This window comes from Gardnerella sp. DNF00550 (assembly GCF_049262685.1).
Classification (GTDB): Bacteria; Actinomycetota; Actinomycetes; order Actinomycetales; family Bifidobacteriaceae; genus Bifidobacterium; species Bifidobacterium leopoldii.
This window is the reverse complement of sequence record NZ_CP058397.1, coordinates 1,148,164-1,174,832: the sequence shown is the minus strand read 5'-3', so window position 1 is coordinate 1,174,832 and position 26,669 is coordinate 1,148,164. Positions and strand designations below refer to the sequence as shown.

The window sequence follows — 26,669 nt, the reverse complement described above, 5'->3', positions numbered from 1 at the left end:
CAAGTTAGGTTAACTCTTTGCGCAAGCGCGGCGGTGCGCGTTTTGTTTTATAGGATGGTGACAAATGTCTTCTGCAGCTGAGCAGCGTACTTCCCGCGCGGTAAAGAAGGAGGTTGAGGAGGGGCGCAACCCTCTTAACTCTGCGAAGTTCCAGCGCTGGGAGGACCAGGTTGGTGTGGATCGCATTATTAACCGCCGCGTGCTTGAGCTGGAGCCGCTGCCGACTCCTGCTCAGGTGCTTGGCGAGTTGCCATTGTCGTCGTATGCGCAGGATATTGTTGCGCAGTCGCGTGATGAGATTCGTGGCTGTTTGAATGGCGACGACGATCGCCTTCTTGTTATTGTGGGCCCGTGTTCTGTGCATGATCCTAAGGCTGCTCTTGATTATGCGAATCGTTTGGCTAAGTTGCGTTCGGAGCTCGAAGATGAGCTTCTTATTGTTATGCGCGTGTATTTTGAAAAGCCGCGCACAGCTCTTGGCTGGAAAGGTTTGATTAACGACCCGGATATTGATGGAACGCATGATATTCATAAGGGTTTGTTGCTTGCGCGTAAGACTTTGCTCGGCGTGTTGGATGCTGGTTTGGCTGCTGCTACTGAATTTTTGGAGCCGACTAGCCCTCAGTTTATTGCGGATGCTGTGAGCTGGGGTGCGATTGGTGCGCGTAATACGGAGTCTCAGATTCATCGTCAGCTTGCTAGTGGTCTTTCTATGCCGGTTGGTTTTAAGAATGCTACGGATGGTTCCGTTTCTGCGGCTGTAAATGGCTGCTTAGCTGCGAGCCAGCATCATACGTTCTTTGGTATTGATCATCTTGGTCGCGCTTGTGCTGTGCAGACTCTTGGCAACCCTGATTGTCACGTGGTTTTGCGCGGTTCTAGTAAAGGTCCTAATTATGATGCTGCGTCGGTTGCTTCTGCTGTTGCTTCGATTCGTTTGCGCTTGGGCACTGGTTGTATGGCTTCTAACGGCGTGGTTGTGGATTGTTCGCATGGTAATTCTGGCAAGGATGAGCGTCGCCAGATTGAGGTTGTGCGTGAGATTGCAGATCGTTTGGCTGATGGCGAGCAGGGTATTAAGGGCGTTATGATGGAGAGCTTCTTGCAGGGTGGCAATCAAGATCCTGCTCCTCTTAGCGAGCTTGAATACGGCAAGTCTATTACAGATCGTTGCATTTCTTGGGAAGATACTGCCAATTTGCTAAGAATTTTAGCTAAATCTGTAGCAACTCGCCGTAGAGCTTAGAGATTAGAGATTGTAGTAAGATAATCTCAATTAATTTCTACTTGGCTTATATTCCTTACTGTATTTGCCGCCTATTTTTGCATTATATTTTGCGTACAAGGGAGTGTGTTGAAATGTATAACAAAGACTTGAATAAAGCTAATAAAGCGAATAAAGGTTTTATGTGTAAAGCATTACCGGTGGTGCGTTATATATTGTTAGCTTTGATTTACAACGGTGTGCTTTTGTTGGCTCTTGCATGGTATCGTGGCACGCATAGCGCTGGGTATACGCTTGTTACGTTTTCTGCTTTGTGGTTTAGCGTTTTTATGCCGTTTGTAACTGGAATTGCTTTAATTGTTTTTGCTAGCGGATGGCGTCGCATTGTTGGTACTTTAGTTTGTGTGCTTCTTATAGCTGGATTTTTTGCTTTTCTTGCTTTGCAGGATCAAATTATTGCGTTTTTCAATGTTCCTGTTGTGAATCCTTGGTTTGATTTTACGTGCGGAGCATTGCTGAAGATTGCGACTTTGACTTTTGTTATTATGACTTTAGTATGCGTGTTTTTGGTTAAGAATAACGATAAATGCGTAAGTAGCGAAGTAAAAAAGGATGATTCTGCTAATGCCTAGTACTGAGAAAATTACGAAAGTCGCTGTTGTCGGTGCTTTAGAGGAAGAAGTTGCACATATTGCTAGCGCGCTTGAAAACGTGACTCACGATAAGTCTGCAAGTCTTGATGTATCTTGCGGCACTCTTGACTCGGCGAATGGCAGTAAAATCGAAGTTGCAGCTACGGTTGGCGGAATGGGCTTAGTAAATGCTGCTGCAACTGTGCAGTATCTTATTGACACATACAATCCTCAAGCTGTAATTTTTTCTGGAATTGCAGGAAATCTTAATAAAAATTTGCATACGAACGATGTTGTTCTTGGAAAGACTGTAAAATATCTCGATACTGATATGCGTCTAATCGGTCAGTGGAAGCCGTTTGCAAGCGAATTTCATTCGGATGATTACTTGCTTAAAGTAGCTAGCAATGTATTAACTGACATGAAAATCACGCATATTGCTGGAACGATTGCGTCCGGCGGATATTTTGTTGATTCGCAAGAAAAAGTTGCGGAAGTAATTGCAGCTACTAAAGCAGATGCAGTTGAAATGGAAGGTGCTGCTGTCTTGCATGTTGCTGCTCGTAATGACGTTCCTGCGCTTATTGTGCGCGCAATGAGTGATAATGCAGACACTGAATACGAAACTTTCCGCGCTTTCGATATTTCCGAATACGCGGACACTGCTGCAAAAATTACTGTAAATATAATTCGCAATTTGTGACATTTCGACACGCCGATGTAGTCGCCGACCTTCATTTTGCTTAGGTCGCGTCAAATATAACGCCAAATACCGCCGTTTTTGATACCCACTTTATTTTTGCCGGTGAGGTTTTACCCACCTGTTTACGATGGTTGCGTTAATAAAAAAAGATAGGGATTAATTAAGAAAATGCGCCCAATTCGCAATACGGCTATAGGAACGCGAAAATGTGGTGGGGCGCAAGGCAATTCTTCGCGAAAGGAAAGAAGAATATGCGTAACGATATGAATAAGTCAAATATGAATAAATTTAATATGAATAAAAGCGCACTTAAGTTCCGTAGTATTGCTGCTGCGGCGCTCACTTTCGGCTTGTGCGCAACTTGCGCTGCTTGCGGCGACAATAGTCCAGCGGGCAGCAACAACGCAACCGGAGCGCAGAATGCAAAAATTTCCGGCAATTTCCAAGGCTCGGGTGCTTCTTCCCAGCAGGTTGCAATGGAAGCGTGGATTGCAGGATTCCAATCTAAAAATCCGGGTGCAAAAATTGCCTACAATCCAACCGGTTCTGGTGCTGGTGTTACCACTTTTATGACAGGAGCCACGGCTTGGGCTGGTTCAGACAAAGCGTTGAGTAACGACGAAGTTGAAAAGTCTAAGTCGGTTTGTGCTCATGGAACTACGGCTTTCGACGTGCCTGTGTATGTTTCACCAATTGCGATTATTTTCAACCTTAAAGGTGTTTCTGATGCTGGCAAGCATATTAATTTGGACGCTTCGACGATTGCTAAAATTTTCGACGGAAAAATTACGCGCTGGAATGATGACGATATCAAGAAGCAGAATCCTAAGCTAAAGCTTCCAGACACCCCGATTACTGTTGTTCACCGCTCCGATAAGTCTGGCACAACGCAGAATTTCTTAAGCTATGTGAAGGATGCGGCTCCAGACGATTGGTCGCACGATCTTAGCGAAAACTGGCCAAATAGCGTCGGTCAAGGCGCAAAGGGAACTTCGGGCGTTGTATCTACTATTCGCATGGCGAATGGTGCGATTGGTTACGCTGATTTTTCACAGGTCGGTAAGCTCGGCACTGTTGCAGTGAAAGTGGGGGATACTTACAATGAGATTTCTCCGGAAGCTGCTTCTAAAACTTTAGCTGATTCTGAAATTGACGCAGACGCTTCTGCAAAATATCCTAATCGCGTTGTTATGAAAATTAATCACAATACGCAATCTAAGGGCGCTTATCCAATTGTGTTAGTTTCTTACGATATTGCTTGCCCGGTTTATAAAGATGCAGGAACTGCTCGATTTGTGAAGTCTTGGCTGAGCTACGTAACTAGCGCGGAAGGGCAGAATGCTGCTTCTTCTGCTGCTGGAACAGCTCCACTTCCACAAAATTTGGTAAGCAAAATTAACGCATCGATTAAGTCTGTTAAAACAGGAAAATAAAAACTTTACAAACTGGTATTATGAACGTATCGGTTATAAAGGAGAATGATTGAGTTCTACGAAAAATGCGAAAGCAGTCGCGAATAGTGCAAACGAAACTGCTAAAATTTCTGAGAGCAATAGAAAAAATTATGTTGGCACTCATCTTGCAGACCGTCTTTTTAAAGGCGTGGCTGCAGGCTGCGGCATGCTAATTTTGCTTGTTCTTACGGCAGTTGCAGTATTTCTGCTGTTTTGTGCTTTGCCGTTAATAAGTGGAAATCACGATCAAGTAAGTCATGTGTTTGCTGATTTTACTGGTGGTAAGGCACATGATTTTATAAGCTATGTGTCTCCGCTTATTTTTGGCACAGTGCTTATGTCTGCGCTCGCGCTGCTGTTCGCATTTTTTGTGGCAATTGGTATTGCTCTATTTATTTCTTATTATGCACCTAAAAAAATTGTTCTGCTTTTCAGTGGAGTAATTGATTTGCTTGCGGCAATTCCATCCGTAATCTATGGTTTGTGGGGCGGATTGGTTTTGGTTCCAGCTATGTATCCTTTCTGGGATTGGGTTTCTAAACTTTTTGGCTGGATTCCGTTATTTTCTGGTCCGGCGGCTAATCCTTCTCGTTCTGCTGCTACAGTTGCATTAGTTTTGGCTGTGATGATTTTGCCGATTATTACTTCTATGGCTCGCGATATTTTCCAGCAGGCTCCGCGTTTGCAGCAAGAAGGTGCGCTTGCGCTTGGCGCTACAAAGTGGGAGATGATTAGATTAGCGGTTCTGCCGTTTGCAAAGTCTGGTATTGTGTCGGCTTCTATGCTTGGGCTGGGTCGTGCTTTAGGCGAAACGATGGCAGTTTTGATGATTTTGTCTCCTGGATTTACTTTTGGTATCAATATTTTCAAGGCTTCTCAAAATCAAACTATCGCAGCAAATATTGCAGCGCAGTATCCGGAAGCAAACGGACTTGGCGTAAGTGCGCTTATTGCAACCGGCTTAGTTTTGTTCGTTATTTCTTTTGCAGTCAACTTTATTGCTCGCAAAATCACAGGAAAGGCGGGCGCATAAATGGGGAATCAAATTAATAATATTGAAGTGCTTAGCGAGAATACTTTTGCCGAAAAGTCTGTCGAAAGTTCTGTTGAGAATTCCGCAGAAAATTCCGCAGCTCCGGTTATTGACTTCAACAAATTCCGCCCAACTCGCTCACACATAGCTGCGCGCAAACGTAAAGACATGCTTATGCGCGTGCTGATTTTCTTATCTTTTGTTGTGGCACTTATTCCGCTTATTTCTTTGCTTTTAACAACCATTATTAATGGTATTAAGCGCTTGAATTTTGATTTTCTCACTCATAACATGACTTACGTTGTGGGCGGAAATGCTACTGGAACTGGCGGTTATGGCGGAATTTTGCACGCGATTATTGGAACTCTTGAAATAACGCTAGGAGCTATGGTTATTTCAATTCCGATTGGTTTAATGTGTGCTGTTTATTTGGTTGAGTATTCTCGCGGAAACAAAATTTCGCGCATAATTAATCTGCTTGTTGACGTTATGAGTGGTATTCCGTCTATTGTTGCTGGCTTGTTTGCGTTTTCAATGTTTGCTTTTCTTGCTGGCCCAGGTACAATCAATGGTTTTGAAGGATCTGTGGCTCTTTCTCTTCTTATGATTCCAACAGTTGTGAAGTCTTCTCAAGAAATGCTAAAAATTGTGCCTAACGATTTGCGCGAGGCATCTCTTGCTTTGGGAGTTACTCAGCAGCGCACAATTACAAAAATCGTTTTGCGCACTGCTCTTCCGGGAATTGTGTCTGGATGTATTCTTGCGGTTGCGCGCGTTATTGGTGAAACTGCGCCACTTCTTATGGCTTCAGGCTTTATTGCTTCAACGAATCTCAATTTATTTGACGGGCAAATGACGACTTTGCCGGTGTACGTTTACCAAGAATATTCCAAACTTTCTGCGAATTGCCCAGCTAATGCGCCGACTTCTTGCATAACGTCAATTCCGATGGAGCGCTCGTGGGCTGCAGCTTTAACGCTTATTGTGTTGGTGTTGTTGCTAAATATTTTGGGGCGAATTGTAGCTCGAGTGTTTTCTGTAAAAGCGAGATAAAGCGAAATAAAGTAAAGCAAAGCGAAGCGAAATAAAGCAAAGCAAAACGAATTAAATTTTTAGAAAGTGAGCATAAAATGGGTCAGCGAATTGATGTGAAGCATCTGAATATTTATTATGGCGATTTTCTTGCTGTAGAAGATGTGAATATTAATATTGAGCCAAATAAAGTGACGGCTTTTATCGGACCTTCCGGATGTGGAAAATCAACAGTTTTGCGCACCTTAGACCGCATGCACGAAATCACTCCGGGCGCGCGAGTAGAAGGACAGGTGCTTCTTGAAGGCCGCGATTTATATGGCAAAGATGTGGATCCTGTGGCTGTCCGCCGCGATGTTGGCATGGTTTTCCAGCGCCCAAATCCTTTCCCAACAATGTCTATTCGCGAAAACGTGCTTGCTGGAGTTCGTTTGAATAATCGTAAAATTGCTAAGAGTGATGCTGACGATTTAATTGAGTGGGCTTTGCGAGGCGCGAACTTGTGGAATGAAGTTAAGGATCGCTTAGATAAGCCGGGTATTGGTCTTTCTGGCGGTCAGCAGCAGCGACTTTGCATTGCTAGGGCTGTGGCTGTGCATCCGCAAGTTTTACTTATGGATGAGCCTTGCTCAGCTCTTGACCCTATTTCTACGTTGGCTGTAGAAGATTTGATTAATGAGCTTAAAAACGATTACACGATTGTGATCGTGACGCATAATATGCAACAGGCTGCGCGTGTTGCAGACTACACTGCATTCTTTAATTTGAAAGCTGTCGGGAAACCAGGTCATCTGGAATACTTCGCAGACACGACTACTATGTTCAACAATCCGCGCAACGCTGAAGCTGAGCGTTATATTTCCGGTCGTTTTGGCTGATTTGTTATATACTTTTTTGATTTCGGTGTATTTCCTTGGTCAGCACGTGCGCGTAAGGTCAGAGCTGTTCGGTTGTTCAAAGGTTTCGCAATTTTCATAATTTTATGTGAGATTTTGTGATGCCTTCGTTCATTCGACGAGTCGCAGTAACCTCTGCGTGAATGCCCAAATGTAATTGCGTACGCGATTGCTCAAGTGCTTTCGCCGCGCTTTTCTGGTCTTTTGCGCTTGTAAACCAAGGAACAGAGAGTTTATGGAAAAGTTCTTCCATCTCAAAGAAAACGGCACGAATGTATCAACGGAGATCACTGCAGGTCTCACTACATTCTTCGCAATGTCGTACATTATCATCGTAAATCCAAATGTATTAAAAGAAACTGGTATGCCATGGGGTGGCGTGTTCTTAGCAACAATTATTGCTGCTATTATTGGCACGCTTGTTATGGGCTTATTTGCTAACGTGCCTTATGCTCAGGCTGCTGGTATGGGCTTAAATGCATTCTTTACGTTCACAGTCGTAAAAGGCTTAGGCTTTAGTTGGCAGCATGCAATGTGCATGGTGTTCTTATGCGGTTTAATTAACATTATTATTACCGTTACTAAAATTCGTAAAATGATTATTCGTGCCATCCCGACTTCGTTACAACACGCAATCGGCGGTGGCATTGGTTTATTTGTGGCTTATGTTGGCATGGTGAACGTTGATTTGATTAAGTTCACTCCAAAGGATGACAAAGCTGCAAAAGTTGCGTCTCATTTTGGTGCAGCTCCTGCAATTCCAGGTCTTGCTGTTTTAAAGAACCCAGTATTGTGGTTGTTCCTCATTGGATTGCTTTTGGCAATCGTGCTTACTGTGTTGAATGTTCGTGGATCTTTGCTTATTTCCATTGTTGTTACTGCATTAATCGGTATTCCAATGGGACTTACAACCATGAGCAATTCTGTTTCAGTTTCAGAAGCTTTTAATAATTTGCCAACTACTTTCTGCGCAATATTTAGCGACAAAGGCTTCTCAACGCTGTTTGCAGACCCTTCGCGTGTTCCGCTTGTTTTGATAACGATTTTTGCATTCTCAATGTCTGATACTTTCGACACCTTGGGTACCTTCATTGGCACTGGTCGTCGTACAGGTATCTTCTCTGAGGCTGACGAAAAAGCTCTTGAAAACGGATCCGGTTTTAGTTCCAAGATGGATCGCGCTTTGTTCGCTGATTCCATCGCAACTTCTGTTGGTGCAATTTTCGGTACTTCTAATACCACTACTTATGTAGAGTCTGCTGCAGGTATTGGTGCTGGTGGTCGTACCGGTTTGACTTCCGTAGTTGTGTCTATTTGCTTCGCGCTTTCTATAGTGCTTGCTCCTGTAGTTTCCGCTGTTCCTGCTGCTGCAACTGCCGGTGTGCTTGTGGTTGTTGGTTGCATGATGGCAAGCTCTTTGAAGGAAATTGCTTGGGATGATATTTCTGAGGCAATTCCTGCATTCTTCGCTGCAGTGTTCATGGCATTCTCTTACAACATTTCTTATGGTATCGCCGCCGGCTTTATCATGTACTGCTTGGTGATGACTTGCAAGAAGCGTGCTAAAGAAGTTCATCCAATGCTTTGGATTGTTTCTTTGCTGTTCTTACTTGATTTTGTTGCTAATGCTGTGCTGTAAATGTGCATTTAATGTAAGGGTGCATTTTACAAGTAGTGAACTTGTGAAACAAAAAATATAAAAGTAAAAATTAAAAAATTAGAGGGTATGTAAATTACATGCCCTCTTTTTTATTTCTATAATATTTCTCTTGACATTGTCCTAACAGCGTATTAAAATTACCCAACGTAAACCACAGACCGTTGGTGGGATCGCGAGATTCCTGAAATTGATGTGTCATGCCAGCACAGGTTGAGCGAGGATTTATAGCGGATCTCGTTATGAGTCGAAAATTTAGCACGCTTTAGTGCTTCTTATGTTGCTCTGCCAGTGCGCAGGGCTTTTTTTATTGCCCTGTTTAATTAAGCTTGATGCGTTTCTTTCACCTACGGCCAATTTAGGAAGGAACGCCATGAAGAGGCCCGAAAAGGAAGCGGTAGTTGCCGAGCTTACGGAACTTTTCCGTAATGCAGACGCTATCTACCTCACCGAGTACCGCGGGCTTACCGTTCCGCAGATTTCTACTCTGCGCGAAAAGCTAGGCCGCGATACTTCCTACTCTGTGGCTAAGAACACGCTTGCTCGTATTGCTGCTAAGGAAGCGGGCATTGAAGGTCTCGACGAGCTTCTCGCCGGCCCAACTGCAGTCACCTTCGTTAAGGGTGATTTCATTGAGGCTGCTAAGACCTTGCGTGATTTTGCCAAAGAGAATAAAGCCCTCGTCATTAAGGGCGGTTTCGCAGATGGAACCGTTTACGATGCCGAAGGTGCAAAGCAGCTCGCCGACTTGAAGTCGCGCCCACAGTTGCTTTCCGAAATGGCCGGCGCGCTCAAGGGCACCATGTCCAAGGCCGCTTGCCTGTTCAACGCATTGCCAACCAAGGCAGTTCGTACAATCGACGCTTTGCGCGAGAAGCAGGAAAAGGCCGCTTGATTCCCTTGCAGCTTGCTGCATGAGACCAACCAAATATAAAAATGTTATGGTCGTAAGGCATAAAGTATGCCCGGCCAAGTAAGAAAGGAAGCCAATTATGGCTAAGCTCACTAACGAAGAGCTTCTTGAAGCTTTCGGTGAAATGACCCTCGTTGAGCTCTCTGAGTTCGTCAAGGCATTCGAAGATAAGTTTGATGTCGAAGCTGCTGCTCCTGTAGCCGCTGTTGCTGCTGCTCCAGCTGCTGCTGGTGCTGCTGAGGAAGAGAAGGACGAGTTTGACGTCGTTCTCACCGCTGCTGGCGATAAGAAGATTGCAGTCATCAAGGCTGTGCGTGCTTTGACCAGCCTCGGCTTGGCTGAAGCTAAGGCTCTCGTGGACGGCGCTCCAAAGGCTGTTCTCGAGAAGGCTAAGAAGGAAGATGCTGAGAAGGCTAAGGCTGCCCTCGAAGAGGCTGGCGCTTCCGTTGAACTTAAGTAGTTCTAACTTTTTGTTGCTTTGCGCGTAACGCAGTTTTATGCGTGTGTGCATAGTGAAAATTAGGCGGTAGGATTATTCCTGCCGCCTTTTTTGTTGCGTCCCAACCTTTTCTTTACTCGCGCGTAAAGTTTTTGCCGCTATTTCGCACGCAAACGACCTTTTATTTACACCGCTGTAAAGTTTTTGCCGCGTGCGATACGCGAGAAGCGGGTTGTCGGCGTGTCGCACAAGAGTGGCTATATTGCAACGGTTTTGCGGCTGGTTGGGGGAGTATTCAAGAGTTTCCTGAGAGTTTTCTGAGAAAAATCTTTAAAAACCTTGAAATTGACATTTTTACGAAAAATAACGCATAATACTGTATTTTTTATTCTTGAAAATAGTTTGACTGAAATATTTTTATAAAAATATGAATGTTTTTTGTTAATGAGTTGTGTGTTGGCTCTTGACTTTTTCGAACGGGGGGGGGTATGTTAATAGCAAACGCCGGTCGGTCCTAGTTTGACGGGCGTGTGTGGCTCCGTTTGGAGTTGCACAGCAAATTTTTCTTCGTGTACCTAGCACGAAGGAGAAGAAGAAAGGAAATTATTATGTTGAATAAGAAGGCTATCGCCGCATTTGCTGCTGGCGCCACCCTCCTCTCCGGTTTCGCTTTTGCTGCCCCAGCAATGGCTGATAGTGCGAATTTACCTCAAACAGCTATTGAGAATGCTAAGAAGCAGGAAAAGGCTAATGCAGCTGAGTTGGCTAAAAAAGTTGAAGAGAACAAAGCTAAGGAAAATAAGGCAGTTTTAGATAATCTCGATAAGTCCAAGGCTTTTGACAACTTCCTTAACGGTTCCGAAAAGGGAGACATTGTAAATGGTTCTTTGGGCACCTTGAATGGTCGTGGTGCTGCAGAGGTTTCAGCAGCTAGGTCCAAGGCTAATGAAGCTACTGCTGCTTTGAATGCTTTGAAGGCTAAGTGGGCTGATATGTTGGCTCAGGCTGATTATCTTGACGCTGAAGGTGAACATGAAGCTGCTGCTGCTTTGCGTAAGGCTTACTACACTAATGTTCCATTCTTAGATAGTATTTCTGCTGCTACTAAGAATGAGAAGGAAGCCAAGGATGAGCTTGCTAAAGCTGAGAAGGCTTACAAGGAAAGTAAGGAACGCTTTGCTAAGTTCTTGAACAATCTTGGTGGCAAGAAGGCTGATGTTAAGAAGTCTGATAAGAAGTCTGATAAGAAGGCTGCTGCTAAGACCCCAGTTGCTGCTGCTCCATTGGCTAAGACCGGTGCTGCTGTAGCTTTGGCTGCTGTTGCTGCTTCCGTGCTTGCTGGCATGGGTGCTGCTCTTCGCAAGATCCGTCACTAAGCTGTTAGCACATTAAGTGTGTTGATTGTTTAATGATTTGTGAGCGTGCTGTATGTAAGTGTGGTACGCTCACTTGTTAAATCTTTCACTCAACGTGCCGTAAATACTGTTCAGTGTTTTGCGGCGAGTTGCTTGTAGGCTGTTTCATAATTTTACTGTTTTGCCAGATCTCTTTCTTGACAGTGGGATTGTGGTGTGGCTTGTGAGTGTAACTGTTGAGTGTAAGGCTGGTTTATTTTTAGGGAGATAGGCCAGTTTATTAAGGGCTTGGGTTTAGTGCTTTTATTTGGTACTTATTCTCCGAGCCCTTTTCTTTGTATTTACGTACTTATTTACTTACTTGCTTACCTACCTATCTACTTAGGCACTTACTCTTTTTGCTTTTCCTATTCTTTCTTATACTTGAATCATTAAAGGAAAATAAATAGTTTTCTTAGTTATTTAGATTATTTTGCTTATGGATAGGTGGTGTTTCATGTTACAGACAGAGCAACTTATAGATAAGCTAAAAGGTAAGGGTGTTACTTTTCAAAAATGTACAATTAAGGATGTTATTTCATTTTTGAATGAGCATAATTATTATGTTAAGGTCACTGCCTATAAAACCAATTTTCATAAGCATAATGGTAAATATGTGGGTCTTGATTTTATGGCTCTAAAAGATTTATCTACTATTGATATGTATTTACGACGTTGGATTATTAGTGCAAGTCTTAGCGTGGAACATTCTTTAAAAGTTAATATATTAAAAAATATACAAGAAAAAAATATTGATGAATTCAGTATAGTAAGTGAATATATCGCAAAGTATCCACGCATTATAACAGAGCTTAATAACAGACGTTCTACTGCGTATGTAAAGACTATATTGGGTAAATATACTCACCCCAAGTATCCTATATATGTTTTTCTGGAAGTGATTCCATTTGGAGAATTTGTTAATTTTTATAAGTATTACTGTTCAAAGTATGAATATAATGAATTTAATTGTACATTGTTGGATAGCATAAGGAATATACGAAATGCTGCCGCTCATAGCAATTGTATTATTCATGATTTAACGAATAAAGATGGTTTTTACAATAGTTATTTAGCTTCTAGACTTGTTGAATTATTGCCTGATATAAGAAAAAGGACTATTCAAAACCGATTAAAAAATAACTGTGTGCAAGATTTTATTTCGCTGCTTATTGCGGTGGATGATGTTATAAAAAGTGAGGATTTGAAGAATCATTGTTTACAGGAAATCAAAGAATTGTTTGACGGTAGGATGATTAGTAATAGGGACTTGTATAAGTCATCTACATCAGTGCAACAGATGTATACTTTTTGTAAAGAGATTGTATATAATGTACAGCCATCATAGTAATTTATTAGATACGATTTGAAAACGAAAGTTTTGCGGGCGATGCATTTATGCGTCGCCCGATTTTTTTTTATTTGCTGGGTTATAGGCCAAGAAGCGGTATTGTTTTTGTATGAACGTAGAGGAACTGCCGCGCGCGTCATGTAAAAGTGGGTTGTTGGCGTGTCGCGGGGGAATGGCGGTTTTGCAACGGTTTTGCGGCTGGTTGGGGGAGTATTCAAGAGTTTCCTGAGAGTTTTCTGAGAAAAATCTTTAAAAACCTTGAAATTGACATTTTTACGAAAAATAATGCGTAATACTGTATTTTTTACTTTTAAAAATAGTTTGACTGAAATATTTCCGTAAAAATATAAATGTTTTTTGTTAATGAGTTGTGTGTTGGCTCTTGACTTTTTCGAACGGGGGGGGGGGGTATGTTAATAGCAAACGCCGGTCAGTCCTAGTTTGACGGGCGTGTGTGGCTCCGGTTGGAGTTACACAGCAAATTTTTCTTCGTGTACCTAGCACGAAGGAGAAGAAGAAAGGAAAATATTATGTTGAATAAGAAGGCTATCGCCGCATTCGCTGCTGGCGCCACCCTCCTCTCCGGTTTCGCTTTTGCTGCCCCAGCAATGGCTAATGTTAACGTTCCAGATTGCCCAGTAAATAGGGAAGAATGGAATCTTAAGAGCAAGAATGAGTCTATCGCTGCTCTAGCTCTTGATGAGTACAATACTGCTAAGGCTGCTATTCCAGCTGTTCCACAAGAGCCACAAGAGCCAACTAAGGCTGAAGTTAAGGCTTTGTACGAAGCTGATGGCAATGCTGGCAAGCTTAAGATGAAGACTCCTCTTCCTAATGGCACCAAGCCAGAAGATGCTGCAGCTGCTCAGACATATGTAAATCTGAAGAACAAGTATGTTGAAGACAAGGCAACCTACGATGCTAAGGTGACTGATGCTAATAATGCTCATGCCAAGTATCTCAAGGCTTTGGACAACGTTAATAACTGCTCTAACCCAGATCCAACTGAGGATCAGATTAAGAGGGCTCTTATTAACAAGGTTCGTCTTGCTAAGATGAACTTGGACAATAAGGATGATGAACTTGCTGTTGCTAAGAATAAGTTCAATGATGCTTATAAGGCTTTGGTTGCTGCTCTTGCTGAGTTCAATGCACGCGTGAATGCTTTCAATGATGCTCAGGAAAAGCTCAATGCATTCTTGACTTCTGGTACGAATGATTCTGCTACCGAGACTCGTTTGCGTGATGCTGTGGACCGCGCTAAGGCTCATCTTGTCCGTGCAATGAATGCTCTTGACAAGGCTACTGCCGACTATAATGCTGCTTTGGCTGCTGCCAAGGCTGCTGTAAAGGCTTATAATGAGGCTTTGGCTCTTTACAAGGCTGTTTACAATGAGGCTGTTGCTGCCGGTGTGAACCCATCTTTGTTGCCACCAGTTGTGACTTCTGATCCTTTGGCTCCAACATTCCCAGCTGTTCCTGGTTTGAAGCATGCTTATGCTTCTGCTATGAGCGGTAAGTTTGGTAAGGAAGTTCAGGCTGCTGCTAAGCAGGGTCAGAAGGGTAAGGATACCAAGGCTTCTGCTCAGCAGAACAACAATGCTAACGGTGCTGCCGCTGGTGCTAATGGTGCCGCTGCTGCTGGTTTAGCTAAGACTGGTGCTGCTGTAGCTATGGCTGCTGTTGCTGCTTCTGTGCTTGCTGGCATGGGTGCTGCTCTTCGCAAGATCCGTCACTAAGCTAAAAGCTGATTCAGCGATGAATCATTTGGGCTTTAGCTTATTGGTTGATTGCTGAGTCGGTTTTACTGTGAATTACTTAGTCTAGTGTGCTAAAAGGTGCGCTAGACTAAGTGCTTTTATAAAAATTTTGTGCTTGGCACGCTGTGTAGATCTTTTAGTTTTATACAGCAATTACTTGGTTTGCGTTTGCTTGTTGATATGGTTTGCCAAATTTCCTTTTTTACTATTGATTCAGGCTTCGTTAACCGATTAATGCTGAGCGCTTTGCGTTGTTGCTTTCCGCTAGGGACGGTTGGCAATATCGCAAGTTTCGAGGCTCGGGAGTTTCTTCCGAGCCTTTTGTTATTTTTATGCTTAAAATCAACAAATACTAGCGCAATATACACAAAGCATGACACAATAGTAGGTAGTATGTTTTTTGAAGGGAGCAGATCACGTGAGTGAGCGACAAACCGTGCAGCGCTGGATGATTACAGTTGGTGGTGTCGAGCAGGCACGTGTGGGTGCAGGTCAGTCTGTAGAGATTGGTCGAAAGCCTATACGCCCGTTGCGTGAAGATGGTTTCGCGCGCGTCGACATAGTAGATAACAAACGTTCTATGTCAAAGAGGCATGCGCTGCTAATTGTAGACATGCGAGGCGTGGCAACAATACGAGATTTGCATTCAACTAACGGTACGTATTTAGTCAGCGAAAATGGTGATTTGCTGCGTCTAGAGCCTGATGTTGATTTTCAGCTTCCAGATAACTTAATGCGCATGCAATTCGGTGATGTTCCTGTTGATTTTGTGCGTGTAGAAGAAGAATCTGCTGAAGTTGAAAAAGATAACGCAGTGCGTAATCTGTTCTCTTATGCTACAGATGAATCGCATGATGAGCCTGCAGCTTCAGATTTATCGGTAGACCAAATTCTTGATTTGCGCGCTGGTGAGCCAACAGGTGTTTTCCATGCTCAATCAGTTTCGCATCCTGGGTTGTCTTGGAAACAAGGCATGCAAAATCAAACTCAGCTCAATGATGATTCGCAAACAGATGTTGCTCCAATCAATCATGATGTAACTTTGCCTGTTATGCGAGAGCAGCAGGAGGCTCCTGTAGAGCCGCGTAATTTATTTGCAGATGCGCAAGCAATTCAGCAAGAAAGTGCGACTAAAGAAGAACCTTCTCAACAAGATTCTGTGGTTTCTGCAGTTGATTCGGTTTCTGCAGTTGATCAAGCTGATTCGGTTGCTCAGGTTTCTTCGGTTACGCCAGTTAATTCGGAAACAAATGTATTGCAAAACGAAAGTTCTCAAGAATTTCCAGTATCTCCATTAAAATCAACTGAAACTTTTGCTGAAAATATTGTCAATACTTCAGCTTTTAATAGTGCAAATACAGGTTCTAATAATCTCGATATTAACAGTTTTGGCTCTACAAATCTCGGTACTACAAGTCTCGACTCTAATAATCTCGATATTAACAATTCTGATGCGGAGTACACACCTGCATTTGAGCCAGGCTCCGTATTTGAAAAAGTATCAAAAGGCGAATTTGACTCTCAAGAAAATGTAGTGGAAGCCGGCGGATTCACGTCAAAAGAAGCTGAAGAAAGTAGTGATTTTTCAAAGCAATTTGAGATGGCGCAATATTCGCAGTTGCTTCCGTTCTTGGCTGCAAACACTGGGTTATACGATGACTTGTACGCGTGGCTCGCAGCTCAAGGTAATTCTGAAGTAGATGCTGCACTAGCTAGAAACAGCGGTTATAGTGCATATCGCAAAGCTATTGAACAGTAAGCAAGTAGGGTGGGAATATGAGTGATACAAACAACGTGGAGCAGGATTCGTCAGAGCAAGTTTTTACTGATGCAGTAGTTGAAAATACTACGTCAGAGGATGGTTCTTTAGAAGAATCTGGCTCTAATAATACGAACAGCGCTCGTACTAACGCTTTACAACATATAGTTGAGTGGAAGCAGCAATATCAGGCTCAGCTATCTCCTTCTCCACTAGAAGATATAACGCAACTTGCTGCTCAATTAGAGTTGACGCATGCTCATCCTTCCGGAATTGCGCAACTTTTTGCAAGCGGAAAAGTAACATTAAAATCTTTATTCCGGGACGCTGGAATGTTGCGAGCTGCTGGGCGAAGGCTAGATCGAGTTTTTGAAGATAGAGACGCAAAAGCGCACGAAAGTGGTGTTTCCGAGCTTTCTTTAATAGTCGGTGTTGCATCGTGGAATGGCAACCATGTGCCTGTTCTTACGTATCCTGTGAAAGTTGTTCGTGACACTAATCAAGATGAAACCTCCGCCACTATTTATTTCTCTGGAAGTGTTGGGCTGAACAATTCGCTTGTGTCGCGTTTAAGTGAGCGTGGTGTTCAACTTAGGGAAGATGTTTTATTCGACGGATCTCAATATGAAAGTGGAACGCCAGAAACTTCTGTAGTGTTTGATGCTATTTGTAAGCAAGCTCGCTCAGCTTTTCCAGATTTTGATATTGAGCGTGATATTATACTTGGCTGCTTCACAGATGCTGGTTCGCGTTTCGTAGCAGAAAGTGAACAAATTATTAACGCTTTGCAATCTGGCAATGTTGGGAATGCAATGATTGACGCTATGGCTGGCGATGATCGAGCTATTCATAAGCTTCAGTCTGCAAATAAGCCAGAATATAGTCCTTTCGACGCAGATCCTCATAGCGAATGCGAAGTTGGTGAAGTAGATAACGTTGTGCGTTATGCAGCGGAGCTTGTTGCTTCTGGAAACTCTCTGTTCGTGGATATTGATTCGGGATCGGATTCAGCTGCGATTGCTGCTGCGATTGCTTCTCGTTCTGTAATTGCAGGACGTTCTGTGTTGTATGTGCCTAATGTTGTTGAACAGCAGAGGCGTTTCCGTTACACGTTGAATACGCATGAAATTTCCTCATTAGCATTAGACGTTGCGGATGGTCATATTGCTAAGCATGTCGATGCGCAGTTGATTGCAGCAGTTGGCGCTAGACATAGTATTGCGACTTCACGATTTGAGCAGGTTGCAGATGAGTTGGTTGGAGTGCGTTCTCGCCTTACTCGTTATTTAGGTGATCTTCATGGTATCAACGAAACTTGGGGAGTATCTGCATATCAAACAATCCAGAATCTTGCAGCAATTGCAATGTTCCCAACCCATCCGTCTACGCATGTGCGTTTAGATGTTGCCGCAGCGCACGCTATGACCGGTCATATTGAGGAGTGGTCGAAGAAATTCCACCAAGCCGATGAACTTGGAGAGTTTAGGATAAATCCTGAAGATACTCCTTGGTTTGGCGCGTCGATATTTGACGAAAATGAAGCTATATCTGTATATCAGCGTGTTGTAGACGTGCTTCTTAAGCTTCTTCCAGCAACTCGAGAACAAGTTAAAAGCACTGTGCAAAGCTGTGGTTTCCCTGTGCCAACAACAGCTCGTGAGTGGAGTCGTCAAGTTACAGTTCTCAAAAATTTGCGACGTGTACTTGACGTATTCCAGCCTGAAATTTTTGAGCGCGATTTAGATGCAATGATTGAAGCGAGTAAGCCGAAAGCTCAGCGTAAAGCCGAAGGCACAATTATGGGCTTCTGGGAACGTAGACATCATGTTCGAGAAGCGCGCAGCTTGCTAAGAGTTGGAGCTAAAGTCGATGATTTGCATGAGGCATTAAAGATTGTTGCGCAGCAAGCAGCTCAGTGGCGTACTTTCGTGCCTCACGGCGGATGGCCTGTTTTGCCGCCAAAATTGGATGATATTGTAAATACTCAAGAATTATTAGCAAGGCATTTAGTTGCTCTTGATGCAGTGTTAGCAACAACTCTTAAGGGCGCAGATCTTGAAAATATTGAATTTGCGCAGCTCGAAGCTCGTTTGCAAGATTTACATGACGACAGAGCATCTCTAGATACTCTCCCTGGTCGTTGCAATTTGGAACGCGAGTTCAGCAAAGCGGGCTTATCTGATTTAGTCAGCGATTTGCGTCGTCGCAACGTTACAGGTAATGCAATTGACGGTGAGTTGCAATTAGCTTGGTGGACTACTGTTTTTGAAGATATCGTTAATTCTTCTGCAATTATTTCTCACCAAGATGGCTCAGCAATGCAAGATGCTTCTGATCGATTCGTGCAAGTTGATACAGAACATGTGCGTTCAATCGGTCCAATGGTTCAGCAAGAAGCTATGAGGCATTTGTGTGATTTATTGTTCTCGCATACGCAAGAAGCTAATCAGTTACATACTATGCTTGCCGGAAACCGTTCTGGAATTACTTTTAATAAATTATTGCGCAATTATGCGGAACTTGTTTTGGCTGCGAAACCAATACTTGTAGCTATGCCATCTACTCTTACTATGATGACTCCATTGAGACCTATTGCAGATACTGTAATAATTGATTCGGCATCTCATATATCAAATATTGAGTTGCTATCTATTTTGTCTCGTGCTCATCAAGTAGTAGTTTTAGCACATAAGCAAACAATAAGTTCTGAAAGCTTGCGTTCGCTTATTTCATTACTCCCATCTGTAACAGTAGTTTCTAGAGCAACAAGGCGCTCGCTTCGTTTAGCGCGATTCTTGGAAGAACATGGTTACGGAAAGTTGCGTCACGACGTTCCTGTTGAGCGTTTGCAAGGCAAAGTTCGTTTGCATCAAATTGAAGCAACTGGAGTTCCAGTAATGTCTTCTGGGCTTATTGAAAGCAGCCAGCGTGAAATTGATGAAGTAGTTGAGCTTATTCGTCAGCGCGCAAATACGTTTACGGTTGTTCCTTCAAGCTATGTGCTTGTCGTAGTTACGTTGACAAACGTGTTCCGTAGTCGTTTGGGAGCGGAGTTGAAGTCTTTGTCTATTAAAGACGAAAACATGGCTAGATTCTTGCGACATGTGAGACTTTTGGGCGTTAATGAAGCTTCTGGAGCAATAGCAACAGATGTAATTATGTCGCTTTGCTATGCAAAAACATCTCATGGCAGACTTCTTCAGCAGTTTGGATTGCTTGAAGAAGAAGGTGGAAGCAGTATGCTTCTTGACGCTTTGGCTCTAGCTCGTCGTCATCTAGATATTGTTAGTGCGTTTACATCTAAAGATATGGAAGATGAGCGTTTGCACCAAGATGGTCCAAAGCTTTTGAAGAGTCTTTTGCAATGGGCTGAGAAGTTAAGTGATAAGCCGCTTCGTCCAGAAGATGCTAACGATGTTGAAGCGCAAATTGCTGCAGAAGCTGCGCAAAGGAATGTGCTATTTACTGATTTAGCTGAGCGTATTCGCTCGCGTGGATTAAAAGTTGCAGTCAACTATGGCTTCGATAATGGCGTTAGAATTCCTCTAGTAGTTGGACTTGCTGATAAGCCATTTGCTGTTGCTGTGCTTACGGATGATGCACAATTTATGAGCGTGCAATCAACTCGTGAACGTCATCGCATGATTATTCAGGATTTGGAATCCTTGGGCTGGTCAGTTATGACAGTGTGGAGCGTTGGAGCTTTTGTCAATCCTGAAAAAGAGGTTGATCGTGTTGTTTCTCGTCTTGGGGAATTGTATGGTGACAACGAATGAGTAAATACGATCCCAATAGAAGATCTCCCCGCAGGTCAGTTAGGGTTGTTCGTGAAGGCTCAGAGCTTTTTGATGCCGATGGTGTTAAACTCGAGCCTTCTGACGAGCTTACTTTGCAACAGCGTAATCAAGACGACGATAATCGTATTTTAAGCGAATTGCCGCCTCACTGGGCGGTGTTTTCCGAGCGTATGAGTTGAGCTTGAAATACGCGAGAAGTAGCAGAATGATTTATTCTTGTTGCTGACTGGCTATTATCGTTAATTGCTAGTAATTACCGCTGATTTCTACTAATCGTGTACGTATTCCATGACGGCAATCTCATTGTGACAATTTCATGGCAACAATTGCCAAAGAGGGGTTTGCAGACTGAGCTTGTAATAATCGCAATGCATCTGCAGCAGGCATAGCAAGAGTGGTAGTATTCTGCTGATTTTGTGAAGCTTGAGTGCTTTGACTTATTTGCATCACCATAACATTATGAACTACGCTAACATAGCGTTCGTCAATTTCTGCAATATTGTTTTCTTCAATATCGTGGTTTTTGTTTTTATCGTTATTTGTCACAGTGTTGCTTTTGGATTTTTCGCTGTTGTGGATTTCTGCATTTTGGGAGTTAGAAATTTCTTCATCTTGTACCGGCTTGCTAAAAGCTAAATCGATTTTTTCGCCAGGAAGCAGCGTGTGATCTGCACTAGCTAAATGAATGGTAATAGAAGTGAATCCTTTTGGAATGCGCGGAATTTTACTTAATAGTGTTTGCAAAATTGGCATGCCTTTACGTATTTCGCATGTTGCAATAATAGAAGCATTCGCGCTTATATTATTGGATAGCGCTTGATTAAATACTTTATGCTTAGGCACTCGAACGTATGCAATATCGTTTACGCTAACGCGTGAACCTTGCTGAATATTGTGTTTAGCTACTGCTATGACTTGAGTTTCTTGTGAATCAATAATAGTTGACACGACGAGTAAAGCCATCATTCCAGCACATAGCACAATAATGATTTTCCGCACGAAAGCGCGTTGCCTTCGCTGCAATAACGCACTATTTTTTGCGTTATTTTGAGATTTAAATAAAGAAAAATTTATGCTCATACTTGCATTTTGAAATATAAAAAATGCAAGAGCAAGAAAAATTGCGCACTGTGGATAAAACCTATTAGCGCGCAATATTTAAACAATAATTAATATTTATAATTTTACAAAATCATTTATCGGTTCGATAAAAGCCTTTGCCTTTAAAGTTGATTGGAGGAGCGGAGTACACTTTGTGCACTGCATCTTTCCCGCACTGAGGGCAAATGGTAATAGGGTCATCTGAAAATGATTGATGTTCTGAAAAATCGTATCCGCATTGCTTGCAACGATAATGATAAGTAGGCAAAAGTCCCTCCGAAGTTACACGAGCACGTAAGTAGAAACTTACTGTTCCTCCACATATCCTAGTACATACTATGACAGTTATTATAGGTGTTAAATTTGCTTAGTGAATGATTGCGGCACAGCATATTGTGTGATGGTGCGCGCAATAATCCCACATTTTGGCGACACGCCGAAATGTTTATGTTGCTACACATCCTATGACTTCCTTATATTAATAGTTATGGGTTATGAATCGGTGAGTGCGGTACTCGTATTAGTCATCCTCGTAGCCTTATGGTTCGGGTGGTTGCCTAAACGCACGGTTAACGGCATGAAGTCTATGCTTGAACATCGCGAGGATAGGTTTTCACCAACACTTCATCTTGTAGGTGAGTGGAGTACTACGCGTATTTGCGACGGTACTAGTATGTTGGCAAAAGGGGCTTGTATGCAACCGACACAACAAAAACGAACATTAACTCCTGAATATATTGCGCGCATTCGCGCTGCTAGGCGTGCTGCGATACGCCGTCGTTGTGTGTTGGTAGTTGCGCTTGCTGTCTTGACTTTTGTCGTATTCTTAGCAGGATGCTCTGGTATATTTTCTCCAGTTTTTGCTCTTATTCCTGGAGCTATGTTGGCAGTAGTGCTTTATTTTGGAGCTCGTGCTTCTAAGCATGCTCGTGCTTGGGAGGCGCGTATTGCAACAATGCGCGCTGCTTCGAAACGCAAAGCCGATGATGAATTATGTGAACGCCGCAATAGTGCTGTTATACGTCAGTTGAAAGATTATTCTTCTGCATCTGATTCTGATTTTAATGGAGAAATCAACAGTAGTGATGCGATTTCTCAAAACGACAGTGCTGAGTATTCTGTATCTCAGACTGTAGTGCCTGTTCGAAATGGCGCATCTCGTGACAATACTGAAACTTCGGTTATGGAGCAGAGCGAAATTCGTGTTGCGTTACATCGTGCGGAGCAAGAGCGCAATGCAGCGTTGCGTGAGCGTTCGTATAAAGAAGAATCTGAATCTAAAGAATCTAATATCGTTGAAGCGGAAAATAAAGACGCATACGATTCTTCTAACGCTTCTGTGGCTTCGGAGCAAAACTATCAGTCTAATCAAGATTTAATTTCGTTCTCGCTTGATTCACAAACTAAGTCTGATTCAAGTAATGCTAATTTGGCATCTCGTACTCCAGAAAGTTTGGAAATTAAATCAACTAAGCAAGTAGTTAAAGCTGTACCAGTTGCTAACGCTGATAGTGCTGCTGCCGCTACTAATTTTGTTGCTGCAAACTCTTCTCAGTTCCACGAAAAAGAAAAAGTAAGCGAAGTGGATGCTCCAGAAAGTTCTGAAGACTCACTTGGTGTGGCAAATTTGCATGATGTTCTTGCTCGTCGCAATGCCTGATTTAAGAGTTTTCTAAAAATTTTCTTAAAAGATTAGCACTCGAGTTGTTAGAGTGCTAAATTCGCGCTATTATGAGGCACAGAGCGTAAGTGCGGTTGCGGACGTGATCGTCAGCCTCGTCGGATTGTTTCTTGCGTACGAAATTAATATCTCTTATGAAAGGGGTGGCAACAGTGTCGATTAAGCTCACACCGTTGGAGGATAAGATTATTGTTAAGCAAGCTCAAGCGGAAACTCAGACTGCTTCTGGCTTGTATATTCCAGATAATGCCAAGGAAAAGCCACAGCAGGGTGAAGTTCTTGCCGTAGGTCCTGGTCGTCGTGACGATAAGGGCGAGCGCATTCCTATGGATGTTAAGGTTGGAGACAAGGTTCTTTATTCCAAGTACGGTGGAACTGAAGTGCATTACGAAGGTGAGGACTACTTAATCGTGTCTTCTCGTGATGTGCTTGCGATTCTTGGCTAGTATTTAGCTGGTTGAAACAATAAAACTTACGCTGGAAATGACGGAAACGTTATTCCCAGCGTTTTTTATTGCGGTACGTAAGAATGTGCCGTGAAATATTTGGATAGCCGGCAGAAACTTTACGCGGTTGTAAGGTTTTGGTTGGATTTTGGCTTGGAAACGGCAGAAAGTTTACATGGCTGTAAAGTTTTGGTCGGATTAAGGCGATAAAGCGGCAGTTTCTTTACATGCTTGCGCAATTTTAGTCGGATTTTCGCTATTGCACAGTTAAGGTATGTGTAGAGTATGATGGAGAAGTATGACATACAAACACCGCAATATTGTAGATACAATTCCTAGCTACAAGCAGGGTAAGCCAGCTCCTAAATTGGACGGCATTCGTGCGTATAAGATTTCTAGTAACGAAAATCCTTATGAGCCTTTGCAAAGCGTAAAAGAAGCAATCTCAAATCGCGCGCTTAATGTAATAAACCGTTATCCTAATATGCGTGGCACAGAAGTTGTTGAAGAACTTGCTAAGCGTTTTGGTGTGACTGCAGACGAAGTAGTGCTTGGTTGCGGCTCTACGGAAGTTATTACGCAGCTTGTTGACTTGGTTGCAGGTCCGGGAGATGAGGTCATATATCCTTGGAGAAGCTTTGAAGCTTACCCGATTATTGTAACGGGAGCTGGTGCTACAAGCGTTCAGATTCCTAATCGTGCCGATGGTTCTCACGATGTTGACGCTATGATTGCAGCTATTAACGATCGCACGCGTTTGATTATTTTGAATAATCCTAATAATCCAACTTCTGCTTCACTTAGCGAGAAGGAAGCTCGCAAGGTGTTAGATGCTGTGCCAAGCGACGTTCTTGTACTTATTGACGAAGCTTATGTGCAGTTTAACACAGCAAAAGGCACTGCAAATGGCATAAAGCTGTACCATGAGTATCCAAATGTAGTTGTTGCTCAAACGTTCTCCAAGGCTTATGGATTGGCAGGTTTGCGCATTGGTTATGGTATTGCTCCGGCTGAAGTCGTAGACGGTATGCGTAAAGTTGCTGTGCCATTTGGTGTGTCTCAAATAGCGCAGGTCGCAGCTTTGGCTTCTTTGGAAGATGACGCAAGCAAGGAGATGAGTACTCGTGTTGCATCTCTTGTTGCTGAGCGCGAGCGCATTGTTGAAGCTTTACGCGGGCAAGGCTGGAATATTGAGGATGCGTACGCAAACTTCTTCTGGATGCCATTTGGGGCAGATACTGAGAAAGTAACAGAACATTTTATTGCTGCAGGATTGTCTGTTCGCGCTTTTGCTGGTGAAGGTATTCGCATTAGTATCGGCGAGCGCGAGGCTAATGACAGAGTTTTGACAGTTTGCGAAAATTTAAAAAAAGAGGGTTTTTCGCTAAATAACTAGCTTTTTTGCATAAAAGTTTTGCTTTCGGCGTGTCTTAATCTTGCATTAGTCGCGATTTCGTGGCAAAATAACAAAGTTGCCGTTTGAAGTTCACTTCTTACGGAGACTGCTGGCGGGTTTCCCAAGTGGTCAAAGGGAGCTGACTGTAAATCAGCCGCTTCGTGCTTCAGTGGTTCGAATCCACTACCCGCCACGCCTCGATAGCTCAGTGGTAGAGCACTTCCTTGGTAAGGAAGAGGTCGTGAGTCCGATTCTCACTCGAGGCTCTCTGGCGGGGTAGCTCAGCTGGCTAGAGCGTACGACTCATAATCGTAAGGTCAAGAGTTCGAGTCTCTTCCTCGCTACAACGGCCAGTAGGAGACTGGCTGGCCAATAATGAATTGTAGAGGTGAACGAAATGGCAAGCAAGAGCGCCGACATCCGTCCGGGCATTACGATGGCATGCACGGAGTGCAAAGAGCGTAATTACATCACGACGAAGAATCGTCGCAATACGCCTGATCGTCTTGAGTTGAACAAGTTCTGCCCACGCTGCGGCAAGCATACGCTTCATCGCGAGACTCGCTGAATTTTCAGCTTCCTGCGCTCACGATTTCGGCTTGTTTAAGCTTGTTGCTAGTTGCGCAGATTTTATTCTTATTACCCCGCTTAATGCGGGGTTTTTGTTATTTATTGCTGTTAATATTTAAACCATGAGTATGCAAGCATCTTTAGTAAATAATCCATCATTTGCAGATATAACAACTGTTGGCGTAGGTGGCAAAATTGCGCGTTTTATAGAGCCAAAAAGTCGCGTTGCTGTTATTGAAGCGGTAGAAGATGCTGATGAAGCTGGTTTGCCTTTATGTGTTATCGGTGGCGGCTCTAATATGCTTGTTAGCGATGAGGATTTCAACGGCGTTGTTGTGCGAGATGCTAGACGTGATATTCATGTGCTTGATGAAGCAGCACCTTCAGAAGATGGCATTGATTTGCAAAGTGGTGCTCATTTAGTGCATATCAATGCTGAAGCTGGTTGTAATTGGGATGATTTTGTTTCACATACGATTTCTCTTGGCTTAGAGGGTGTAGAAGGTCTTTCTGGCATACCTGGCACTGTTGGGGCTTCTGTTGTACAAAATATTGGCGCTTATGGTCAAGAAGTATCTCAAAGTGTTACTTCCGTAGAAGTTTGGGATCGCGAAACAAAATCAACTATGGAGTTGCAAAAGGATGCTTTAAATTTTGGGTATCGCACTTCATTGCTTAAAAAAAGCATGTACTCTTCAGTAGGAGTCCCTGCGGACTCGTATTTTCCCACTCCTCGTTACGTTGTACTGTCTGTTACTTTTTGTTTGAAGCATAATTCAACCGGCGTTGTTTCTCATTCGCAATTAGCTAATGCTTTGCACGTAGAATTAGGCGAGCGCATGCAAACAGCAGCAATACGTCGTGAAGTTTTGCGCGTTCGTGCTTCTAAAGGCATGCTTGAGGATGCTTCTCGTTACGATAAGCTGTGGATGCGTGGTACAAAGTGTGCTGAAGGTGTTGAATTTGCTTTGCGATTGCAAAGTGAAGACTATGTTACTGGTGAATTTTTAGAGGGCGATAATATTTACAGTGATCGTCATAGTTGCGGTAGTTTCTTTATGAATCCAATACTTAGTACTAGTGAAGCCGATACTTTGCCAGAAGATGCTCCTAAATTTGATGCAATTATGCAAGATGGATCGCATGGTATAAAAACTTCTGCAGCTTGGCTTATTGACCATGCTGGATTCCATAAGGGTTTTAGGCTTATAGAAAATGGGAAACCTTCGCCTGCAGGTCTTTCTTCATTGCATACTTTGGCGCTTACCAATCGTAATAATGCTTCTTGTGACGACATTGCAAATTTGGCAAAAACTATTATCCGTGGTGTGCAAAGTAAGTTTGGTGTAACGCTTATTCCTGAACCTGTTGTAATAAATATTTCTATAAACTGAAAATTTTACGAATATAATATGTTTTATGCAGTAATA

Annotated in this window: 23 protein-coding genes and 3 tRNA genes; 24 read left to right on the top strand and 2 right to left on the bottom strand. The window is 43.1% G+C overall.

The window, feature by feature from the left end:
• Window positions 1–64: 64 nt before the first annotated feature.
• The 16 genes from HXT29_RS04690 to HXT29_RS04615 all read left to right on the top strand — a co-directional run bounded on the left by HXT29_RS04690 (window position 65) and on the right by HXT29_RS04615 (window position 20,224).
• Window positions 65–1,246 carry a 3-deoxy-7-phosphoheptulonate synthase gene (locus HXT29_RS04690; protein WP_004574114.1) on the top strand — a complete coding sequence of 394 codons (1,182 nt, stop codon included), beginning with the start codon at window positions 65–67 and terminating at the stop codon, window positions 1,244–1,246.
• A gap of 113 nt (window positions 1,247–1,359) precedes the next feature.
• The gene (locus HXT29_RS04685; protein ID WP_004105595.1) at window positions 1,360–1,857 is read left to right on the top strand and encodes a hypothetical protein; all 498 of its coding nucleotides are present in this window, start codon (window positions 1,360–1,362) and stop codon (window positions 1,855–1,857) included.
• Complete coding sequence (mtnN, locus tag HXT29_RS04680; RefSeq protein ID WP_004105593.1) at window positions 1,850–2,560, top strand: 5'-methylthioadenosine/S-adenosylhomocysteine nucleosidase; 711 nt, start codon at window positions 1,850–1,852, stop codon at window positions 2,558–2,560. Before HXT29_RS04685 ends, mtnN begins: the two co-directional genes overlap by 8 nt.
• A gap of 206 nt (window positions 2,561–2,766) precedes the next feature.
• Window positions 2,767–3,993, top strand: a complete 1,227-nt coding sequence (gene pstS / locus HXT29_RS04675; RefSeq protein ID WP_064340545.1) for a phosphate ABC transporter substrate-binding protein PstS — start codon at window positions 2,767–2,769, stop codon at window positions 3,991–3,993.
• A gap of 106 nt (window positions 3,994–4,099) precedes the next feature.
• Complete coding sequence (pstC, locus tag HXT29_RS04670; protein WP_410295785.1) at window positions 4,100–5,047, top strand: phosphate ABC transporter permease subunit PstC; 948 nt, start codon at window positions 4,100–4,102, stop codon at window positions 5,045–5,047.
• Window positions 5,048–6,100, top strand: a complete 1,053-nt coding sequence (gene pstA / locus HXT29_RS04665) for a phosphate ABC transporter permease PstA (RefSeq protein WP_004574111.1) — start codon at window positions 5,048–5,050, stop codon at window positions 6,098–6,100.
• A 77-nt stretch (window positions 6,101–6,177) separates the two neighbouring features.
• A complete protein-coding gene (gene pstB, locus HXT29_RS04660; RefSeq protein WP_410294590.1) occupies window positions 6,178–6,957 on the top strand; it encodes a phosphate ABC transporter ATP-binding protein PstB in 780 nt (259 codons plus the stop codon).
• Between the two features lie 253 nt (window positions 6,958–7,210).
• The gene (locus tag HXT29_RS04655) at window positions 7,211–8,614 is read left to right on the top strand and encodes an NCS2 family permease (RefSeq protein WP_004105579.1); all 1,404 of its coding nucleotides are present in this window, start codon (window positions 7,211–7,213) and stop codon (window positions 8,612–8,614) included.
• 391 nt (window positions 8,615–9,005) lie between these two features.
• Window positions 9,006–9,527, top strand: coding sequence for a 50S ribosomal protein L10 (gene rplJ, locus HXT29_RS04650; protein ID WP_004105577.1), 522 nt, complete (start codon window positions 9,006–9,008; stop codon window positions 9,525–9,527).
• A gap of 97 nt (window positions 9,528–9,624) precedes the next feature.
• Complete coding sequence (gene rplL, locus HXT29_RS04645) at window positions 9,625–10,005, top strand: 50S ribosomal protein L7/L12 (protein ID WP_004105575.1); 381 nt, start codon at window positions 9,625–9,627, stop codon at window positions 10,003–10,005.
• Window positions 10,006–10,592: 587 nt separating this feature from the next.
• Window positions 10,593–11,360 (top strand): hypothetical protein, encoded by a 768-nt coding sequence (locus tag HXT29_RS04640; RefSeq protein WP_422118317.1) that lies wholly within the window; start codon window positions 10,593–10,595, stop codon window positions 11,358–11,360.
• Window positions 11,361–11,835: 475 nt separating this feature from the next.
• On the top strand, window positions 11,836–12,726 hold the full coding sequence (locus HXT29_RS04635; RefSeq protein WP_422118316.1) for an Abi family protein: 891 nt from the start codon (window positions 11,836–11,838) through the stop codon (window positions 12,724–12,726).
• A 533-nt stretch (window positions 12,727–13,259) separates the two neighbouring features.
• Window positions 13,260–14,468: a hypothetical protein gene (locus HXT29_RS04630; protein WP_004574108.1), complete on the top strand. Its 1,209-nt coding sequence runs from the start codon at window positions 13,260–13,262 to the stop codon at window positions 14,466–14,468.
• 439 nt (window positions 14,469–14,907) lie between these two features.
• Window positions 14,908–16,248, top strand: coding sequence for an FHA domain-containing protein (locus tag HXT29_RS04625; RefSeq protein WP_422118315.1), 1,341 nt, complete (start codon window positions 14,908–14,910; stop codon window positions 16,246–16,248).
• A 17-nt stretch (window positions 16,249–16,265) separates the two neighbouring features.
• Entirely contained in the window at window positions 16,266–20,024 is a 3,759-nt protein-coding gene (locus HXT29_RS04620; RefSeq protein ID WP_422118314.1) for a helicase, read from the top strand.
• Window positions 20,021–20,224: a hypothetical protein gene (locus HXT29_RS04615; RefSeq protein WP_004105564.1), complete on the top strand. Its 204-nt coding sequence runs from the start codon at window positions 20,021–20,023 to the stop codon at window positions 20,222–20,224. Before HXT29_RS04620 ends, HXT29_RS04615 begins: the two co-directional genes overlap by 4 nt.
• A gap of 121 nt (window positions 20,225–20,345) precedes the next feature.
• Here HXT29_RS04615 and HXT29_RS04610 read toward each other — a convergent pair whose 3' ends face one another.
• Complete coding sequence (locus HXT29_RS04610; RefSeq protein WP_422118313.1) at window positions 20,346–21,125, bottom strand: hypothetical protein; 780 nt, start codon at window positions 21,123–21,125, stop codon at window positions 20,346–20,348.
• Window positions 21,126–21,237: 112 nt separating this feature from the next.
• Window positions 21,238–21,414, bottom strand: coding sequence for an FmdB family zinc ribbon protein (locus HXT29_RS04605; protein ID WP_004574103.1), 177 nt, complete (start codon window positions 21,412–21,414; stop codon window positions 21,238–21,240).
• A 309-nt stretch (window positions 21,415–21,723) separates the two neighbouring features.
• On the opposite strand from HXT29_RS04605, the gene HXT29_RS04600 reads away from it, so the two are divergent.
• The 8 genes from HXT29_RS04600 to HXT29_RS04565 all read left to right on the top strand — a co-directional run bounded on the left by HXT29_RS04600 (window position 21,724) and on the right by HXT29_RS04565 (window position 26,633).
• Window positions 21,724–22,806: a hypothetical protein gene (locus HXT29_RS04600; protein WP_422118312.1), complete on the top strand. Its 1,083-nt coding sequence runs from the start codon at window positions 21,724–21,726 to the stop codon at window positions 22,804–22,806.
• 173 nt (window positions 22,807–22,979) lie between these two features.
• Window positions 22,980–23,273: a co-chaperone GroES gene (groES, locus tag HXT29_RS04595; protein ID WP_004114319.1), complete on the top strand. Its 294-nt coding sequence runs from the start codon at window positions 22,980–22,982 to the stop codon at window positions 23,271–23,273.
• Window positions 23,274–23,571: 298 nt separating this feature from the next.
• Window positions 23,572–24,669: a histidinol-phosphate transaminase gene (hisC, locus tag HXT29_RS04590; protein ID WP_174164243.1), complete on the top strand. Its 1,098-nt coding sequence runs from the start codon at window positions 23,572–23,574 to the stop codon at window positions 24,667–24,669.
• Window positions 24,670–24,780: 111 nt separating this feature from the next.
• Window positions 24,781–24,862, top strand: a tRNA-Tyr gene (locus HXT29_RS04585).
• A gap of 1 nt (window position 24,863) precedes the next feature.
• Window positions 24,864–24,935, top strand: a tRNA-Thr gene (locus HXT29_RS04580).
• Window positions 24,936–24,939: 4 nt separating this feature from the next.
• A tRNA-Met gene (locus HXT29_RS04575) sits at window positions 24,940–25,013 on the top strand.
• 53 nt (window positions 25,014–25,066) lie between these two features.
• Window positions 25,067–25,237 (top strand): 50S ribosomal protein L33, encoded by a 171-nt coding sequence (rpmG, locus tag HXT29_RS04570; RefSeq protein ID WP_004105548.1) that lies wholly within the window; start codon window positions 25,067–25,069, stop codon window positions 25,235–25,237.
• A 124-nt stretch (window positions 25,238–25,361) separates the two neighbouring features.
• Window positions 25,362–26,633 carry an FAD-binding protein gene (locus HXT29_RS04565; protein WP_101885880.1) on the top strand — a complete coding sequence of 424 codons (1,272 nt, stop codon included), beginning with the start codon at window positions 25,362–25,364 and terminating at the stop codon, window positions 26,631–26,633.
• Window positions 26,634–26,669 lie beyond the last annotated feature (36 nt).